At 34.8% G+C, this 19738-nt stretch carries 17 protein-coding genes and 1 other annotated feature; all 17 genes read right to left on the minus strand.

Annotated elements, in window-relative coordinates:
* A partial coding sequence (locus tag JHL18_RS06400) for an elongation factor Tu (protein WP_200267277.1) occupies window positions 1-714 on the minus strand: 714 nt, incomplete at its 3' end.
* 46 nt (window positions 715-760) lie between these two features.
* Window positions 761-2824: an elongation factor G gene (gene fusA / locus JHL18_RS06405; RefSeq protein ID WP_200267279.1), complete on the minus strand. Its 2064-nt coding sequence runs from the start codon at window positions 2822-2824 to the stop codon at window positions 761-763.
* Between the two features lie 75 nt (window positions 2825-2899).
* Window positions 2900-3370, minus strand: coding sequence for a 30S ribosomal protein S7 (gene rpsG / locus JHL18_RS06410; RefSeq protein WP_183279214.1), 471 nt, complete (start codon window positions 3368-3370; stop codon window positions 2900-2902).
* A 140-nt stretch (window positions 3371-3510) separates the two neighbouring features.
* Entirely contained in the window at window positions 3511-3888 is a 378-nt protein-coding gene (gene rpsL, locus JHL18_RS06415) for a 30S ribosomal protein S12 (protein WP_200267281.1), read from the minus strand.
* Between the two features lie 69 nt (window positions 3889-3957).
* Window positions 3958-4197 carry a ribosomal L7Ae/L30e/S12e/Gadd45 family protein gene (locus JHL18_RS06420; RefSeq protein ID WP_200267283.1) on the minus strand — a complete coding sequence of 80 codons (240 nt, stop codon included), beginning with the start codon at window positions 4195-4197 and terminating at the stop codon, window positions 3958-3960.
* Between the two features lie 154 nt (window positions 4198-4351).
* Complete coding sequence (gene rpoC / locus JHL18_RS06425; protein WP_200267285.1) at window positions 4352-7888, minus strand: DNA-directed RNA polymerase subunit beta'; 3537 nt, start codon at window positions 7886-7888, stop codon at window positions 4352-4354.
* A gap of 21 nt (window positions 7889-7909) precedes the next feature.
* The gene (gene rpoB, locus JHL18_RS06430) at window positions 7910-11608 is read right to left on the minus strand and encodes a DNA-directed RNA polymerase subunit beta (RefSeq protein ID WP_200267287.1); all 3699 of its coding nucleotides are present in this window, start codon (window positions 11606-11608) and stop codon (window positions 7910-7912) included.
* Window positions 11609-12228: 620 nt separating this feature from the next.
* Window positions 12229-14277: a glucose-specific PTS transporter subunit IIBC gene (gene ptsG, locus JHL18_RS06435; protein WP_200267289.1), complete on the minus strand. Its 2049-nt coding sequence runs from the start codon at window positions 14275-14277 to the stop codon at window positions 12229-12231.
* Window positions 14278-14478: 201 nt separating this feature from the next.
* Entirely contained in the window at window positions 14479-15330 is an 852-nt protein-coding gene (gene licT / locus JHL18_RS06440; RefSeq protein WP_200267297.1) for a BglG family transcription antiterminator LicT, read from the minus strand.
* Window positions 15331-15617: 287 nt separating this feature from the next.
* Entirely contained in the window at window positions 15618-15977 is a 360-nt protein-coding gene (gene rplL, locus JHL18_RS06445; protein ID WP_200267299.1) for a 50S ribosomal protein L7/L12, read from the minus strand.
* A gap of 54 nt (window positions 15978-16031) precedes the next feature.
* A complete protein-coding gene (gene rplJ / locus JHL18_RS06450; RefSeq protein WP_200267301.1) occupies window positions 16032-16535 on the minus strand; it encodes a 50S ribosomal protein L10 in 504 nt (167 codons plus the stop codon).
* Between the two features lie 37 nt (window positions 16536-16572).
* Window positions 16573-16700 (minus strand) — a sequence feature (ribosomal protein L10 leader region).
* Window positions 16701-16743: 43 nt separating this feature from the next.
* Window positions 16744-17433 carry a 50S ribosomal protein L1 gene (gene rplA, locus JHL18_RS06455; RefSeq protein WP_200267303.1) on the minus strand — a complete coding sequence of 230 codons (690 nt, stop codon included), beginning with the start codon at window positions 17431-17433 and terminating at the stop codon, window positions 16744-16746.
* 58 nt (window positions 17434-17491) lie between these two features.
* Window positions 17492-17917, minus strand: coding sequence for a 50S ribosomal protein L11 (gene rplK, locus JHL18_RS06460; RefSeq protein WP_128211260.1), 426 nt, complete (start codon window positions 17915-17917; stop codon window positions 17492-17494).
* Between the two features lie 72 nt (window positions 17918-17989).
* Window positions 17990-18511 carry a transcription termination/antitermination protein NusG gene (gene nusG, locus JHL18_RS06465; protein WP_183279224.1) on the minus strand — a complete coding sequence of 174 codons (522 nt, stop codon included), beginning with the start codon at window positions 18509-18511 and terminating at the stop codon, window positions 17990-17992.
* 38 nt (window positions 18512-18549) lie between these two features.
* Window positions 18550-18783, minus strand: a complete 234-nt coding sequence (gene secE / locus JHL18_RS06470; protein WP_200267305.1) for a preprotein translocase subunit SecE — start codon at window positions 18781-18783, stop codon at window positions 18550-18552.
* A 36-nt stretch (window positions 18784-18819) separates the two neighbouring features.
* On the minus strand, window positions 18820-18969 hold the full coding sequence (rpmG, locus tag JHL18_RS06475; RefSeq protein WP_128211257.1) for a 50S ribosomal protein L33: 150 nt from the start codon (window positions 18967-18969) through the stop codon (window positions 18820-18822).
* A gap of 163 nt (window positions 18970-19132) precedes the next feature.
* On the minus strand, window positions 19133-19738 hold a 606-nt coding region (locus JHL18_RS06480; RefSeq protein WP_243277815.1), incomplete at its 5' end, for an EF-Tu C-terminal domain-related protein.

Consider the following 19738-nt stretch of genomic DNA (forward strand, 5'->3'; position numbering starts at 1 on the left):
TATTCCCTTTTCAACTCTTCCTGTTGCAACTGTTCCTCTACCTGTGATTGTGAATACATCTTCTATTGGCATTAAGAATGGCTTATCTGTTGCTCTTTCTGGTGTTGGGATATAGCTATCTACTGCATCCATTAACTCAGCGATACAAGCTGTTGCAGCTTCATCTGTTGGGTTTTCTAATGCTTTTAATGCTGATCCCTTTATTACTGGAATATCATCTCCTGGGAAGCTGTACTCGCTTAATAGTTCTCTAACTTCCATTTCAACTAATTCTAATAATTCTTCGTCATCTACCATATCTGCTTTATTTAAGAATACTACTATATAGTCAACACCAACTCTTGATGCTAGTAGTATATGTTCTCTTGTTTGTGGCATTGGGCCATCTGCTGCGGATACAACTAGTATAGCTCCATCCATTTGTGCTGCTCCTGTTATCATGTTCTTAACATAGTCAGCATGTCCTGGACAGTCTACGTGAGCATAATGTCTGTTTTCTGTTTGATACTCAACGTGTGCTGTATTAATTGTGATTCCTCTTTCTTTTTCTTCTGGTGCCTTATCTATTTCGTCATACTTAAATGCTTCTGCAAATCCCTTGTTTGCTAATACTGATGTAATTGCAGCTGTTAATGTTGTCTTACCGTGATCTACGTGTCCTATTGTTCCGATATTTACGTGTGGCTTATTTCTTTCAAATTTAGACTTTGCCATTTTTGAATTCCTCCTTAAAATAACTTTTATATAATTAAGCTATCTATTAAGCTTTTTTACCTGCTATTTGTTCTTGAATGCTCTTTGGTACTTCTTCATAATGATCGAATACCATTGTGTAAGTTCCTCTACCTTGAGTTCTTGATCTTAATGTTGTAGCATAACCAAACATCTCTGAAAGTGGAACGAATGCTCTGATAACTTGAGCTCCATTTAAAGCTTCCATTCCTTCAATTCTTCCTCTTCTAGAGTTAAGGTCACCCATAACATCTCCCATGTACTCTTCTGGCATAGTAACTTCAACTTTCATTGAAGGTTCAAGTAATACTGGGTTTGCTTTAGCCATAGCATTCTTAAATGCCATAGATCCAGCGATCTTAAATGCCATTTCAGATGAGTCAACTTCATGGTATGATCCATGAACTACTTTTACTTTGAAGTTTATAACTGGATATCCAGCTATAATACCATTCTTAGAAGCTTCTTGAATACCGTTGTCGATAGCTGGGATATATTCTCTTGGAATAGCTCCTCCAACAACACCATTTTCGAACTTGTATTCTCCTTCAGTTGGTTCCATTTCAATAACGCAATGACCGTATTGTCCTTTACCACCTGATTGCTTAGCATACTTAGCTTCTGCTTTAACAGCAGCTCTAATTGTTTCTTTGTAAGCAACTTGAGGAGCACCAACATTACATTCAACCTTGAACTCTCTTGTAAGTCTATCAACTATAATTTCAAGATGTAATTCACCCATACCAGCTATAATTGTTTGACCTGTTTCTTGGTTTGTGTAAGTTTTGAATGATGGATCTTCTTCTGCAAGTTTTGCAAGAGCTAAGCCCATCTTTTCTTGACCAGCTTTTGTTTTTGGTTCTATAGCAACATTTATAACTGGTTCTGGGAATTCCATAGACTCAAGAACTATTGGTCTATCTTCATCACATAAAGTATCACCAGTTGTAGTGTTCTTTAAACCGATAACTGCTCCTAATTCACCTGCTTCTAATTCTTCAACTTCTTCTCTAGAATTAGCATGCATCTTAACAAGTCTACCAATTCTTTCTTTTTTATTCTTAGTTGAGTTAAGTACATATGTACCACTCTTCATAACACCAGAATAAATTCTTGTAAATGCTAACTTACCAACAAATGGGTCAGTAGCTATCTTAAATGCTAGTGCTGACATAGGAACATCATCTGATGCTTCTCTTGAATCAGCTTCGCCTTCTAAGCTTGTTCCTTGAACTGGAGGTATATCTAATGGTGATGGTAAGTAATCAACAACTCCATCAATCATTAATTGAACACCTTTGTTTTTGTATGAAGAACCACATATACATGGTACTATTTGATTAGCTATAGTAGCTTTTCTTAAAGCTGCTTTTAACTCATCTGCAGTTATTTCTTCACCTTCAAGGTACTTCATCATTAATTCTTCATCAGTTTCAGCAATAGCTTCAACCATAGCAGCTCTGTATTCTTCTGCTTGATCTGCTAATTCTGCTGGTATATCTTCTTCTCTTACATCTTTTCCAAGATCATCATAGTAAACTTCAGCTTTATTCTTTAAAAGATCTATTATTCCTTTAAAGTTTTCTTCTGATCCAACTGGTATTTGTATTGGAACAGCATTAGCTTTTAATCTATCTCTAACTGTATTAATACATCTGAAGAAATCTGCTCCAGTTGCATCCATCTTGTTTACATAAATCATTCTTGGAACTCCATACTTGTCTGCCTGTCTCCACACAGTTTCAGTTTGAGGTTCAACACCTGATTTTGCATCTAGAACAGTTACTGCTCCGTCAAGTACTCTAAGAGATCTTTCAACCTCTATTGTAAAATCTACGTGTCCTGGTGTATCTATTATATTTAATTCATGATCTTTCCATACACATGTTGTAGCAGCAGAAGTAATAGTTATACCTCTTTCTTGCTCTTGAACCATCCAGTCCATTGTTGCTGCACCTTCATGAACTTCACCTATTTTATGACTCTTTCCAGTGTAGAATAATATACGCTCAGTAGTTGTTGTCTTACCAGCATCTATATGAGCCATTATTCCAAAGTTACGGAACTTTTCTAACGAAAATTTTCTAGCCATGAAACATTTCCTCCTCTCGATTTATGTTATAAATTCGACAAAACTGCTTTGGCACAAGCCAAAACAGTTTTATGATTAGTATCTGTAATGAGCGAATGCTTTGTTAGCCTCAGCCATTCTATGCATATCTTCTCTCTTCTTAACAGCTGCTCCAGTATTATTAGCTGCGTCTAAAAGCTCGTTAGCTAATCTTTCTCTCATGTACTTTTCGCCTCTGTTATTTGAAGCTGCAAGTAACCATCTAAGAGCTAGAGTCTGTCTTCTTTCAGGTCTAACTTCTATCGGAACTTGGTAGTTTGCTCCACCTATTCTTCTAGCCTTTACTTCAAGTAATGGCATGATGTTATTCATAGCAGTTTCAAAAACTTCAATAGCTTCCTTGCCAGTTCTTTGAGCCATGATTTCAAATGCATCGTAGCATATTTTTTGTGCTACTCCCTTTTTACCATCTTCCATTACACTGTTTATTAGCTTAGTAACAACCTTTGAGTTGTAAACTGGATCTGCTAATACATCTCTCTTTGCAATATGTCCTTTTCTTGGCACTTTTCTTCCCTCCTTAACAATTTAATTTAAGTTCATCGGTACTCGGTAAATTAATACCGTAAAGCGCTCTGACTTCTGCTATCTAAATAAACTTTTATAAATCTATGTAAATGCTGAAGACATAGCACTGTCAGCAAAAATTACTTTTGCTTTGGTCTCTTAGCACCATATTTTGATCTTGACTGCATTCTGTTAGCTACTCCAGCTGAGTCTAATGCTCCTCTAACTATGTGGTATCTAACACCAGGAAGATCCTTAACTCTTCCACCTCTTATAAGAACAACGCTATGCTCTTGTAAGTTGTGGCCAACACCTGGAATGTAAGCTGTAACTTCGTATCCATTAGTTAATCTAACTCTTGCAACTTTTCTAAGCGCTGAGTTAGGCTTCTTTGGAGTAGTTGTTTTAACAACAGTACAAACTCCTCTCTTTTGAGGACATTCCTTTAATGCTGGTGCAGTTGATTTGGTTGCTAGTGTCTTTCTGCCTTTTCTTACTAATTGGCTAATAGTTGGCATTCATTTCACCTCCTGAAAGTTTTTTGAACTATCTATATAAATATTAGGTGTTCGCTAAGTTACTGTAGGTTACTCTAACATAAGTGTAGCAGCAGAACCTACTTCTATACCGCACATACGTCCAAGTTCCTTCATTGTATTAACATACTTTACTTCAACACCATGTTCTTTAGCCAAATCCACTATTGGATTAACTAACTTTTGTTCAGCATCTTTAGCTATATAAAGCATTTTTCCTTCTCCATTTTTCATGGATTTGATACATTGCTTAGTGCCTATGACCTTTTTACCTAAAAGTCTGTCTATCATGAAAATTACCTCCCTAATAAACAGTAACACCGAGGTAAAGCATTAGACTTTACCTCAATGCTATCATTAAAACAAGTTAATCTTGTAGAATTATGCTAAATCACACAAATTGTATTGTATCATCTATCAATTTTACTGTCAATATAATTAATTACTACTCTTCCAAAGCATTTGCAGTCTCTTTTTCAGCTAAACTGCTTTCTGTGCTCAATTTTACTGATCTGTACCTCATCATACCAGTACCAGCAGGAATTAGTTTACCAATTATTACATTTTCCTTTAATCCAAGTAATGGATCAATCTTACCCTTTATAGCAGCATCAGTTAAAACTCTAGTAGTTTCTTGGAATGATGCAGCTGATAAGAAGCTGTCTGTTGCAAGAGCTGCTTTTGTTATACCAAGAAGAACTTTTTCGCCTTGAGCTAATTCTCCTCCAAAAGCTTGAACTCTTTCATTTTCACTATCAAAATCAAACATATCTATTAATGTACCTGGAAGAAGTTCTGTATCTCCAGATTCAGTAATTTTAACTTTTCTTGTCATCTGTCTAACAACTACTTCTAGATGCTTATCATTGATATCAACACCTTGTAGTCTATAAACCTTTTGAACTTCATTTAGAAGATATTGTCTAGCTCCATCCACCCCTTTAATTGCCATAACATCATGTGGATTTACTGAACCTTCTGTAACTTCGTCACCGGCTTCTACTACACTTCCATCTGAAACTTTAAGTCTTGATCCAAATGGTATATCATAGCTATATTCTTCACCTTCATTTGAAGTTACTATAACAGTTCTCTTCTTCTTTGTTTCTTCAACTCTTGCTGTACCTGCTATTTCACTTACTATTGCTAACCCCTTTGGCTTTCTTGCTTCGAACAATTCTTCAACTCTAGGAAGACCTTGAGTTATATCTGCTCCAACAACTCCACCAGTATGGAATGTTCTCATTGTAAGCTGTGTACCAGGTTCACCTATTGATTGAGCTGCTACTATACCTACAGCTTCACCAATGTTGATTTTTTGTGCAGTTGCCATGTTCATACCATAACATCTAGCGCAAACTCCAACCTTTGCTTTACATGTAAATACAGATCTAATTTTTATTTTATTAACTCCAGCTGCAACAATCTTATCTGCCATATCATTTTCTATATATGTTTGTGCAGGAACTATAAGTTCTTTAGTTGCTGGATTGATTATATCTTCTGCTATATATCTTCCGACAATTCTTTCTTTAATGGTTTCAATTATTTCATTACCATCTTTTATCTCACTTACATATAAACCTTCTAAAGTGCCACAGTCCTCATGTCTTACTATAACATCTTGGCTTACGTCAACAAGTCTTCTTGTTAAGTATCCTGAGTCAGCAGTCTTAAGGGCTGTATCAGCATTACCTTTTCTAGCACCGTGAGTAGATATAAAGTATTCTGAAACGTCTAGACCTTCTCTAAAGGAAGCTCTGATTGGTAATTCTATAATTTTACCTGATGGACTTGCCATAAGACCTCTCATACCAGCAAGCTGCTTAATCTGAGATTTAGATCCTCTGGCTCCAGAGTCCGCCATCATGAATATTGGATTGAATTTATCCAAACTATCCATAAGTGCATTGGCAACTTCTTCAGTTGTCTTAGTCCATTTTTCTATAACTCTTTCATATCTTTCTTCTTCTGATATGAATCCTCTTCTATACATCTTCTCTATCTTTTCAATGGTCTCATCTGTTTCTCTTAGAAGCTCATATTTAGCATCTGGAACAATCATGTCTGATGCTGCAACTGTTACAGCTCCTATAGTCGAATAGTGATATCCTTGTGCTTTTATTTTATCAAGCATAATAGATGTTTTAGTTGGACCGTGAACCATATAACAAGCATCTATAATTTTTCCTAAGGATTTCTTTGTTATCAAGAAATCAACTTCTAGGTTAAATTCATCTGCTGGATTAGTTCTATCAACAAAACCTAAATCCTGAGGTATAGATTCATTGAATATTATCATACCAACAGTAGTTTTGATACTGCCTGATTTTCTAACTCCATCCACAATCTTAACCATTCTTACAAATATCTTTGCATGGATTTCTATTTCTTTCAATTGATAAGCCATTATTGCTTCTTCAACCGATGCAAAATGTCTACCTTCTCCTAGAGCTCCATCCTTATCCATTGTTAAGTAGTATGAACCTAGTACCATATCCTGTGTAGGAACAGATACTGGCTTACCATCTGATGGCTTAAGTATGTTTCCAGCAGCAAGCATTAAGAATCTTGCTTCTGCTTGAGCTTCTACTGATAAAGGAACATGGACAGCCATTTGGTCTCCATCAAAGTCTGCATTATATGCTGTACATACAAGTGGGTGAAGCTTTATAGCTCTACCTTCTACAAGTACAGGTTGGAAAGCTTGAATTCCAAGTCTATGAAGAGTCGGAGCACGGTTAAGTAACACTGGATGATCTGCAATTACATCTTCAAGTACATCCCATACTTGAGGCATTACTCTTTCTACCATTCTCTTTGCACTCTTTATATTGTGAGCTACTCCATCTTGAACTAGCTTTTTCATTACAAAAGGCTTAAATAATTCTAGAGCCATTTCCTTAGGAAGTCCGCATTGGTACATCTTAAGTTCAGGTCCTACAACTATAACAGATCTTCCTGAGTAGTCAACTCTCTTACCAAGTAGATTTTGTCTAAATCTACCTTGCTTACCTTTAAGCATATCTGATAGAGATTTTAGAGGTCTGTTTCCAGGACCAGTTACTGGTCTTCCTCTTCTACCGTTATCTATTAAAGCATCAACAGCTTCTTGAAGCATTCTCTTTTCATTTCTAACGATTATATCAGGTGCTCCAAGATCTAATAACTTCTTAAGTCTGTTATTTCTGTTAATAACTCTTCTGTAAAGATCATTTAAGTCAGATGTTGCAAATCTTCCTCCATCTAATTGAACCATTGGTCTTAAATCTGGAGGTATAACTGGAATTACATCAACAATCATCCACTCAGGATGGTTACCTGATTTTCTGAATGATTCTATAACTTCAAGTCTTCTTATAACTCTAACTCTTTTTTGTCCAGTGCTAGTTTTTAATTCTTCTTTTAGCTCAACTGATGATCTTTCTAAATCAATTTCAGCTAATAAATCCTTAACTGCTTCAGCACCCATTCCAGCAATAAAGCTTTCTTCACCATACTTATCAACAGATTCTCTATATTCTTTTTCATTTAGAAGTTGTTTCTTTAATAATGGTGTTTCCTTTGGATCTATTACTATATAAGATGCAAAGTATAAAACTTTTTCTAATGCTCTTGGGGACATATCAAGTATTAATCCCATTCTAGATGGTATTCCTTTAAAGTACCAAATGTGAGATACTGGGGCAGCCAGTTCTATATGCCCCATTCTCTCTCTTCTAACCTTAGCTTTGGTAACTTCAACACCACATCTATCACAAACAATACCTTTATATCTAACTCTCTTATACTTACCACAATGACATTCCCAGTCCTTTTGTGGTCCAAATATTCTTTCACAGAACAAACCATCTCTTTCTGGTTTTAACGTTCTATAGTTTATAGTTTCAGGTTTTTTTACTTCACCTCTAGACCATTCTCTTATCTGCTCTGGAGATGCCAATCCTATTTGTAAAGCGTCAAAATTATTTAACTCAAACAAGGGTATATCCTCCCTTCACTTTTAGTGTTCATCATTGAAATCATCAAGTTCTAAGTCTGTATTGAATTCGTCAAAATCTAAACTATCGTAATCTATATCTTCTTCAGTTTCTTCTGCGCTAGTATAACTATCGTCAACTTCTGGAGTTTGTGGTACTAAATCTTCAGTACCTTCTATATTTACTTCTAATTCTTCTATATCTTCATCTACAAGTTCTTTAAGTTTAACTTCTTCTTTATCATCATTTAAGACTCTAACATCTAAACATAAAGCTTGTAATTCTTTAATTAGAACCTTGAATGATTCTGGTACACCTGGCTCAGGAATGTTTTCACCTTTAACGATTGACTCGTAAGTCTTAACTCTACCTACAACGTCATCTGACTTAACTGTTAAGATTTCCTGAAGTGTATGAGCAGCACCATAAGCTTCTAATGCCCAAACTTCCATTTCACCAAATCTTTGGCCTCCGAACTGAGCTTTACCACCTAGTGGTTGTTGTGTAACCAAAGAGTATGGACCTGTTGATCTAGCATGTATCTTATCATCAACTAAATGGGCAAGTTTTAATATATACATTATTCCAACAGTAACTTCATTATCAAACTCATCTCCGGTTCTACCATCTCTAAGTTTTGTCTTTCCATTTCTGTTGTATCCTGCTTGTTCTAAACAATCTTCTATATCAGTTTCAGTAGCACCATCAAATACAGGAGTTGATATATGCCAACCTAATCTAGAAGCAGCCCATCCTAAATGAACTTCTAATACCTGACCTATATTCATACGAGAAGGAACTCCTAGTGGGTTCAAGCAGATCTGAAGTGGTCTTCCATCTGGTAAGAATGGCATATCTTCTTCAGGTAATACTCTAGAGATAACCCCTTTATTACCATGTCTACCAGCCATCTTATCACCAACTGATATCTTTCTCTTTTGAGCTATATAACATCTTACAAGTTCATTTACTCCTGGAGGTAATTCATCTCCATTTTCTCTTGTAAAGACTTTAACGTCAACTATTATACCAGCTTCTCCATGAGGAACTCTCAATGAAGTATCTCTAACTTCTCTAGCTTTTTCACCAAATATAGCTCTAAGTAATCTTTCTTCAGCAGTAAGTTCAGTTTCGCCCTTAGGCGTTACTTTACCAACAAGAATATCGCCTGATCTAACTTCAGCACCAATTCTTATTATTCCTCTGTCATCAAGATCCTTTAAAGCGTCTTCTCCTACGTTTGGTATATCTCTAGTTATTTCTTCAGGTCCTAGCTTAGTATCTCTAGCTTCGCATTCATATTCTTCTATATGAATTGAAGTGAAGACATCTTCCCTTACTAGTTCTTCAGAAATAAGCATAGCATCTTCATAGTTGTAACCTTCCCAAGTTATGAAACCAATTCTTATATTCTTTCCTAGAGCTATTTCTCCAAGGTCTGTAGAAGGTCCATCAGCTAATACTTGATTCTTAGCTATCTTCTCTCCCTTTGAGATTATAGGTCTTTGATTTATACAAGTACCTTGGTTACTTCTCTTAAACTTAAGAAGTCTATAAGTGTCTATTCCACCATCAGAGTCTCTCTTAATTCTAATTTCATTTGCACTTACGTATATAGCTTCACCAGCGTTTCTAGCCTTAGGAAGAACTCCTGAGTCTACTGCCGCTTTAAATTCAATCCCCGTACCAACTACAGGAGCTGCAGGTTTTAAAAGTGGAACCGCCTGACGTTGCATGTTTGATCCCATAAGTGCTCTTGAAGCATCATCATTTTCTAAGAATGGTATCATTGCAGTAGCAACTGAAACTATTTGTCTTGCAGAAACATCTACTAAGTCAACTTCTTCTCTAGGGACAACTAAAACTTCTCCCTTTTCTCTTACTGTTACTCTCTTATCAACAAAGTTACCTTCTTCATCTATAGGTTCCTTTGCTTGAGCAACTAGATATTGATCTTCTTCATCTGCAGTGAAATATCTTATTTCATCTGTAGCTTTTCCTGTTTCTTTGTTTACAACTCTATAAGGAGTTTCTATAAATCCATACTCATTAACTCTTGCAAAGGTAGCAAGTGAGTTTATAAGACCTATATTTGGTCCTTCTGGAGTTTCTATAGGACACATTCTACCATAGTGAGAATGATGAACGTCTCTTACTTCAAATCCTGCTCTTTCTCTTGAAAGACCTCCTGGTCCAAGAGCTGAAAGTCTTCTCTTATGAGTTAATTCCGAAAGAGGATTTGTCTGATCCATAAATTGAGAAAGCTGTGAACTACCAAAGAATTCTTTAATAGCCGCTGCTACAGGTCTTATATTTATTAATCCACCTGGAGTTAAGCCTTCTTGATCTTGTATAGTCATTCTTTCTTTTACTACTCTTTCCATTCTTGAAAGACCAATTCTAAACTGGTTTTGTAGTAATTCACCAACAGATCTAAGTCTTCTGTTTCCTAAGTGGTCTATATCATCAACATATCCTACACCCCAAGCTAAACCAAGCTCATAGCTTATTGTAGCAAATATATCATCTCTTACAATATGCTTAGGTATAAGTTTATTTATGTTTTTCTTTATAGCTGTCTTTATAGACTCTTCATCTGAATAGTTATCTTTAATTTCTTTTAAAGTTGGGTAATGAACTAATTCTCTAATATTCAAATCATCAGTGTTAAAGTCGAATTGTTTATGTATGTTAACAAAGTGATTACCTATTACTCTAATTACTTTATCATCAACAATAATATCAACCGAATTAATTCCTGAATCTTGAATTTCTTCTGCTTTAGCTCTTGATATCTTTTCACCCTTTGTAACTAAAACCTCACCAGTTTCAGGATTAACAATATCACTAGCAGCAATTTGATTTGCTACTCTTAAGTTGATTGCTAATTTCTTGTTAAACTTGTATCTACCTACTCTTGATAAATCATATCTCTTTGCATCAAAGAACAATGAATCTATAAGTGACACTGCACTATCAACAGTTGGTGGTTCACCTGGTCTTAGCCTCTTGTATATTTCTAGTAAAGCTTCTTCTTTTGTCTTAGTATTGTCTTTTTCAATACTTGCTTTAAATCTTTCATCTTCGCCAAAGTATTCAACAAGTTCTTGATCACTTCCAAAACCCATAGCTCTTGCTAAGATTGTTATTGGTAACTTTCTTGTTTTATCTATTCTTACATAGATAATATCATTTGAATCTGTCTCATACTCTAACCAAGCACCTCTGTTTGGTATAACTGTTGAAGAATAAAGTTTCTTACCACTTTTATCAACTGCGAAATTATAGTATACTCCTGGAGATCTTACCAATTGTGAAACTATAACTCTTTCTGCACCATTAATAACAAATGTACCCTGTTCAGTCATCAATGGGAAATCACCCATGAAAACTTCTTGTTCCTTTATTTCACCAGTCTCTTTATTCTGGAGCCTTACTGCAACCTTTAACGGAGCAGCAAATGTTGCATCTCTTTCTTTACACTCTTCTACAGAGTACTTGATATTATCTCTATCAAGTTTGTAGCCTACAAATTCAAGTACAAGATTCCCAGTAAAGTTTCCTATCGGATTTATGTCATCAAATACCTCTTGAAGACCTTCATCTAAAAACCACTGATATGAATCTAATTGCACCTCAATTAGGTTCGGCATTTCTGCAACATCTTTTACCTTTCCAAAGCTCATTCTAGTTCTTTTTCCATTTTGGACAGGATGTACCATCAACTTTCACCCCTTGTATAAACTAAAATAACCAATAAACATAAAAATGCTATTGGAGTTAATACACTGCATCTAATTATTTTGCCTAAATTTTATAATTTAATTCATAACTTTCCAATTTATATACGAAAAGTTATATTTCAATGCAATTAAATATACTACCATAACATTGAATAGTTGTCAATTAAATTTATAAAAATACATTATAATGTATTTATGACAACTTTGCAAACAAAATTTACTAATCTTTTTCTGTTAATAGTAACTAATTTATTTTTTTATTATAAATCTCTAATTTTATCAAATCATGAAACTTAACACATACATACATGTTAATATTTCCATTAAAGCTAATCAAATTAATTTTCAGTTAACAACTTAATACAACTTTCGATTTGCTTTTGTAAAGAAGTTGTCAGTGCAACCTTCTTCAGTTAGCTTCATTACGCATCTACCTTTCCAAATTTATATGAGGAAAACTCGGCAAACAAATAAATTTTATTTTTACTGTATTTACACAAAAAAACTCCCCCCATTAAAATATATAGGTCTAACTAACTCAAAAACTTTATACCCTCATAATACAATGAAAAAACCTAGAGTTTTCACCCTAGGCTTACCTATTCTGACATCATTACTTTTTTAACTATATAAACCACATTTTTTTGTCCATTTACGACATCACTTTTTGACGATAAACTTACAGCTTCATCTTCAGATAGATTGGTAAATATTATAGGAGTTATTGCAGATTTAGCATTTGCTTTTATATAATCTAAATCTATTTTTACAAGTGCATCTCCCTTTTTAACCTTTTGTCCAGCTTCTACTACCAACTCAAATCCTTCTCCGTTTAAATTAACTGTATCTATACCTATATGAATTAAAAGATCTCTTCCATTAACTGTTGTCATTGTTAACGCATGATTGGTCGGAAATATCGATTCCACAACACCATCTGCTGGCGCAACTACTAATCCATCAGTTGGATTTATAGCAAACCCATCCCCCATCATTTTTGATGCAAATACATCATCCGGTACTTCTCTTAAGTTTAATAACTTTCCTGATATAGGTACTACTATACTATCATCACTTAAAGTTTCTTTAAATTCTACCACCTTATTCACAACCATATCCCGCTTATGTAAATTCTTAATTCCAGTTCTACCAGCTATTATATCACTTATTTGTGATTTTATTATATCTGATGTCGGTCCAAATATAGCTTGAATATTATCACCAACCCGCATAACTCCTGCAGCACCTAATTTATTCAATCTTTTGATATCAACCTTTTGCATATCATTTACTGTAACTCTTAATCTCGTTATACAAGCATCAAGACTTTTAACATTATCCTTATTACCAAGTGCAGCAAGTATCCCTGCAGCTAGATCATCATTATCTCCAATATAAGCAAAATTTTCATCTTCAGTTTCTCTTCCAGGAGTCTTTAAGTCAAACTTTCTTATTACAAATCTAAATCCGAAATAGTATATTAGAGAAATTACCAAACCTACTGGTATAACCAGCCACCATTGAGTTCTATTAGGTATAACGCCAAATAGTATGTAGTCAATTACTCCCCCCGAGAATGTCATGCCTATCTTTACGTTTAATATATTCATTGTCATAAATGATAGCCCTGCAAATATGCAATGTATACCAAATAGTGCAGGCGCAACGAATAAGAACGAGAATTCTAATGGTTCTGTTATACCTGTTAAAAATGAAGTAAGAGCAGCAGAAATCATTATACTACCAACCACAGCTCTTTTTTCAGGCCTAGCTTCTTGATATATTGCTAAAGCTGCTGCTGGAAGCCCGAACATCATAAATACAAACTTACCAGTCATAAAAGTACCTGCAGTAAAAGGAACTCCGTCCTTTAACTGAGCCATGAATATATTCTGATCTCCAATTACTAATTGTCCAGCCTTATTTGTATACTCACCAAACTGATACCAGAATGGATTATAAAATATGTGATGTAACCCAAAAGGTATTAATGCTCTCTCAATTATCCCAAATACAAACGCTGCTAACGTCCTATTTGTATCGAGCATTCCGCTTGAAAACGCAAACAATCCATATTGTATAGGCGGCCATATGAAAGTCATAAGAACTCCTATTATTACTGCACTTGCTGCAGTAACTATTGGCACAAATCTTTTCCCAGCAAAGAAACCTAAATATGATGGCAATTCAATTTTATAATATTTCCTATATAACACAAATGCTACTACACCTATAATTATCCCACCAAAAACTCCAGTTTGAAGTGTTGGGATACCTAGTACATTTGCATACATTGGGTCTTTTAGCATACTTGAATCAACACCAAGGAAAGTACCCATTGTAACATTCATTATAAGAAAACCAACTATTGCAGCTAATCCCGCAACACCTTCTCCATCACTTAATCCAACAGCAACACCAACAGCGAACAATAATGCAAGATTATCAAAAACCACACTTCCTGAGTTCTCCATAACTGATGCTATAAGTTGAAACCAGTGTTGATTTAATGCTGGAACCTTATCTAGAAACGAAGGATTTCTGAACATATTCCCAAAAGCAAGCAATATTCCTGCTGCCGGAAGAAGTGCTACCGGCAGCATTAACGCTTTCCCTACACGTTGTAAAACTCCAAATATCTTTTTCATTTTTTTCCTTTCAAATCGCGATATACATATCACTTGTTTAAATATATTTAAATAATCAAAAAACCACTTTACAGCAACCATAAAAATACTATATATAAAAAAACCCAAATTCATCACAAATACCCCTTCAATCCAATTAAATAATCGAATTAAAGTTTGTAATAAACTTAGGTCTTGTATTCATGATTGGTAACAATCCTGTTATCTAATCTTTGATTTTATGACATTTATAACTCTATGGATATGCAAACTTAGATATACTAATTCATCTTCTGCAACATTATAATTATACTTGCTTTCTACAAAAGACTTTATCTTTAATGAGCACTTATAAGCCTCTTTATATTTTTGCCTAATCATATCAATAAACTCATTGTCTGTCTTTAAATCCTTTTCACTAGTTACTATCCTCTTTGCAAAAAACTTAAGGTGAGTTAAAAGCCTATCGTAATTTAAATCGTCTTCAATAAACTCTATTGAAAAGTTATATCTAATTATATTAAGGACATCTCTAACAACATTTGTTAATATATAGGACTCCCCTATATTGTCAGTATAACTGGCATTAACTATATGAAGAGATATAAAACCAGCTTCATCTAAAGGTAGAGATACCTTTAACTTTTCATTTATATAGTTTACAGCCCATTGACCTATCTCAAACTCTTTTCTATGTACTCTCTTGATTTCAACAAGCAAGTTGTTTTTAACAACTATATCATTTGCAAGTCGCTTAATAGAAAAGGCTATATGATCAGATAGCGCTACATATATGTGATCATCTAAAGTACATTTCAACTCTTCTTCTGCTCTTTTAACAATATCTCCAGTTATCTGCATAATCTCTATAGGAATTTCCTGTATAAGCTTTTTAAATTTATCACTGTCATTAAGATTATCCATTATGAATATTTTTTCAATTTTATCTTCATCAACTTCTTGACCTACTTTTTTCTTAAAACCTAAGCCACTGCCCATGAGAATTTTTTCTCGTCTTGTTTTGGGATCTACAGTAATCAAAACATTGTTATTCAATATCTTTTCTATGATCATAGATTGCCCCACTTCCATCCTAACTTATTTAACAGCTAAATTAATAAAATACCTAAATTAAAATTAACTATCTCAATTTAATAGTTCTCTTTAATTTAGGTATTGCCTGCTTATCAGTAACAATCCATATATATTCCTTAAACCACGATATCACCTAACACTTTTCTTGTCAATATGTCTTTGTGGATTTACATATGATAATTACCAATACTAAAACTAAACCTCTATTATAATTATTATACAAAATGATAAAGACACCACTTAAGTAGTGTCTTTATCTTAAAAAACTACTTTACTTCTACAGTAGCTCCAACTTCAGATAACTTAGCTTTCATAGCTTCAGCATCTTCCTTTGAAACGCCTTCTTTAAGTGTCTTAGGAGCTCCGTCAACTATTTCCTTAGCTTCCTTTAATCCAAGACCAGTTATTTCTCTAACTGCCTTTATAACCTTTATCTTTTCTGAACCAGCACTAGCTAATACTACGTCGAATTCAGTCTTTTCTTCTGCAGCAGCAGCTGGAGCACCAGCAGCAGCAACTGGAGCAGCAGCGCTAACTCCAAATTCTTCTTCGCAAGCCTTTACTAAGTCGTTTAATTCTAAAACAGTCATATTCTTTATAGCTTCAATGATTTGTTCCTTATTCATTATTCGCACCTCCGAAATTTTTCAGTTAATTTTATAGTTTAGTTTTTTTAAAGACTATTCAGCAGATTCTGCTTCTTTCTTGTCTTTTATAGCACTTAATAAGTAAGCAAGGTTTGATATTGGAGCCTTGAAGCTTCCAAGAAGTTTTGCAATAAGAACTTCTTTTGATGGTATTGATGCAAGTTGGTTAACCTTATCTTGATCAAATATTTCTCCATCAACTATACCAGCCTTAAGCTCAAGTTTCTTATGAGTTTTAGCAAAATCAGCTAAAATTCTTGCTGGAGCTGTAACATCTTCGTATCCGAATGCTATTGAAACTGGTCCTTCTAAGTATTGAACTATACCTTCATGGCCAAGCTCTTTAGCTGCTAATGTTACCATACTGTTTTTATAAACCTTATATTCTACACCAGCTTCTCTTAATGCTTTTCTTAATTCAGTGTCTTCTTCAACTGTTAGACCTTGATAGTCTGCAAGAATAACTGATTGAGCTTTTTCTAACTTTTCTTTAATTTCAGCAACTTTTGCTTCTTTTAATTCTCTATTCTTGTTCATTACTGTGTGTCCACCTCCTCACAGTCTAAAACTGCTTTATATAAATAAGAAAGGTCTTTCCGTAGATACGAAAAGACCATTACAAACACTGTATTGGAACCCTCGGCAGGTTGTTTTACGTTATGCTTACGCACCCACTGTCTACGGAAATATTATTCTCTTTTAACAACAAAAATTATTATACTAGATTAATATTATTAAGTCAATACTATTCTAAAACTTTTGTTGGGTTAACTTTAACTCCAGGTCCCATTGTAGCTGCTAATGATACTGATTTAACGTATTGTCCTTTTGCAGCTGATGGCTTAGCTTTTATAACAGCTTCCATTAAAGTATGGAAATTATCTGCTAACTTTTCTACGCCAAATGAAGCCTTTCCTATTGGACAGTGAACTATAGCAGTTTTGTCAACTCTATATTCAACCTTACCAGCTTTGATTTCAGCTATAGCTTTAGCAACATCAAATGTTACTGTACCTGACTTAGGGTTTGGCATTAATCCCTTAGGTCCTAAAACTCTACCTAATCTACCAACAACACCCATCATATCTGGAGTAGCTACAACTACATCATAATCGAACCAGTTTTCGCCTTGGATCTTTGAAACTAATTCTTCAGCTCCAACGAAATCTGCTCCTGCAGCTTCTGCTTCTTTAGCTTTATCGCCTTTAGCAAAAACTAATACTTTAACACTCTTACCAGTTCCGTGTGGAAGAACAACAGCTCCTCTAACTTGTTGGTCAGCGTGTCTAGGGTCAACCCCTAATCTTACATGAATTTCTACAGTTTCATCAAACTTAGCTTTAGCTGTCTTTATTGCTAATTCTAAAGCTTCTGCTGGTGAATATAATGCGCTCTTATCAACTAACTTTGCGCTTTCTACGTACTTCTTACCCATTTATATAAGCCTCCTTTGTGGTATTAACGGTAAGTACCTCCCACCGATTAAGTGAATATTATTCTTCTACAACTACGCCCATGCTTCTAGCAGTACCTGCTATCATGCTCATAGCAGCTTCTACTGATGCAGCGTTTAAGTCTGGCATCTTTAATTCAGCTATTTTTCTAACTTGTTCTTTTGTTATCTTACCAACTTTAGTTCTGTTTGGTACTCCTGAACCACTTTCTAATCCTAGCTCCTTCTTTATAAGAACGGCAGCTGGAGGAGTTTTAAGAATAAAGCTGAAAGATCTATCTTGATATACAGTAATAACAACTGGTATTATAAGACCAGCTTTATCAGCTGTTTTTGCATTGAATTCTTTACAGAATCCCATAATGTTTACACCGTGTTGTCCTAAAGCTGGCCCAACTGGTGGTGCTGGTGTTGCCTTTCCTGCAGGAAGTTGTAATTTAATCATTCCTGTTACTTTCTTAGCCATGAGTTATTCCTCCTATACTGTGGTAATTTCGGACATACGCCCTCCCACTTGATTAAGACGTTAGTCTGATTGTTAATCTAATTTTTCAACTTGATGGAAATCTAGTTCAGCAAGAGTCTCTCTGCCAAACATATCAACCAAGGCCTTAACCTTGTGCTTTTCCGGATTTATTTCTTGAATAGTCGCCATAAAATCTTTTAAAGGACCAGAAACAATCCTAATTGATTCTCCTACCTCTAAGTTAATTTCTATTGGAGCTTCATTTACTCCCATAGATTCTACCTCTTCATCGGTAAGCGGCACTGGTTTTGATCCAGGTCCAACGAATCCTGTAACTCCTCTAGTATTTCTAACTACATACCACGAGTCATCAGTCATCATCATTTTCACTAACACATATCCTGGGAACTTCTTCTTCTGAGTTACTTTTTGCTTACCATCTTTTTCTTCAATAACTTCTTCCATCGGTACTTGAACGTCTTGAATAAATGATTGAAGATTTCTGTTTTCAATGGCTTTTTCAAGGTTAGCTTTAACCTTATTCTCATAGCCAGAATATGTGTGTACTACGTACCATCTAGCTCTTTCACTCATAATTTATCAGATGGATATAAATCCATCCAACCTCCCTCTTATTTCTTAAGTTTAAAAAGTAAATCAAAGAGGTTTTTTAATATGAAGTCCACTCCGCCAACTAGTATCATATATACTACAGCGAAAAACACTACTGCTATAAACGCCTTCTTTAATTCGTCTTTAGACGGCCAAGTTATTCTACTAACTTCAGCCTTAACCTCTCTTAAAAACTTAAATAAGCCAGCTTCTTTTTTAGCTCCAGCCTGTTTAATATTCCCATTTACAGCCATAAATTCACATCCTTAAACAAAGTGTGTAAAATTTAATTACTTTGTCTCTCTATGAAGAGTATGCTTCTTGCAGAACTTGCAGTATTTCTTCATTTCTAATCTATCTGGGTCATTCTTCTTGTTCTTCATTGAATTATAGTTTCTTTGCTTACATTCTGTGCATGCTAAAGTTACTTTCACTCTCATGATCTGCACCTCCAGTCAAATAAATAATGGGCATAAAAAAATAAACTCTTTTTTTATAATGAGTTTGTTACTCAATTAACTTATCATAAATAGCGTATCCTGTCAAGAAATCATGATTATTTAAAGGACTAGGTATCAAACCCAGCCCTCACATAAGATGATCTTAACCGATAATGCTAGTAACAACACCTGAACCTACAGTTCTTCCACCTTCTCTTATAGCGAATCTTAATCCTTCATCCATCGCTACTTGAGTGATTAGTTCAACGTTCATGTCAATGTGGTCTCCTGGCATAACCATTTCCATTCCATCTGGTAACTTGATTGATCCTGTTACGTCAGTTGTTCTGAAATAGAATTGTGGTCTGTATCCATCGAAGAATGGTGTATGTCTTCCGCCTTCTTCTTTCTTAAGTACGTATACTTGACCTACGAACTTGTTGTGTGGGTTTACTGATCCAGTTTTTGCTAATACTTGACCTCTTTCGATGTCTGTTCTTTGAACACCTCTTAAAAGAGCCCCTATATTATCTCCTGCTTGTGCTTCATCTAGTAACTTTCTGAACATTTCTATTCCTGTTACTACTGTCTTTCTTCTTTCTTCTGATAAACCGATTATTTCTACTTCTTCACCTACATGTAGTATTCCCTTTTCAACTCTTCCTGTTGCAACTGTTCCTCTACCTGTGATTGTGAATACATCTTCTATTGGCATTAAGAATGGCTTATCTGTTGCTCTTTCTGGTGTTGGGATATAGCTATCTACTGC

The organism is Clostridium yunnanense (genome assembly GCF_016595795.1).
Classification (GTDB): Bacteria; Bacillota; Clostridia; order Clostridiales; family Clostridiaceae; genus Clostridium_AR; species Clostridium_AR yunnanense.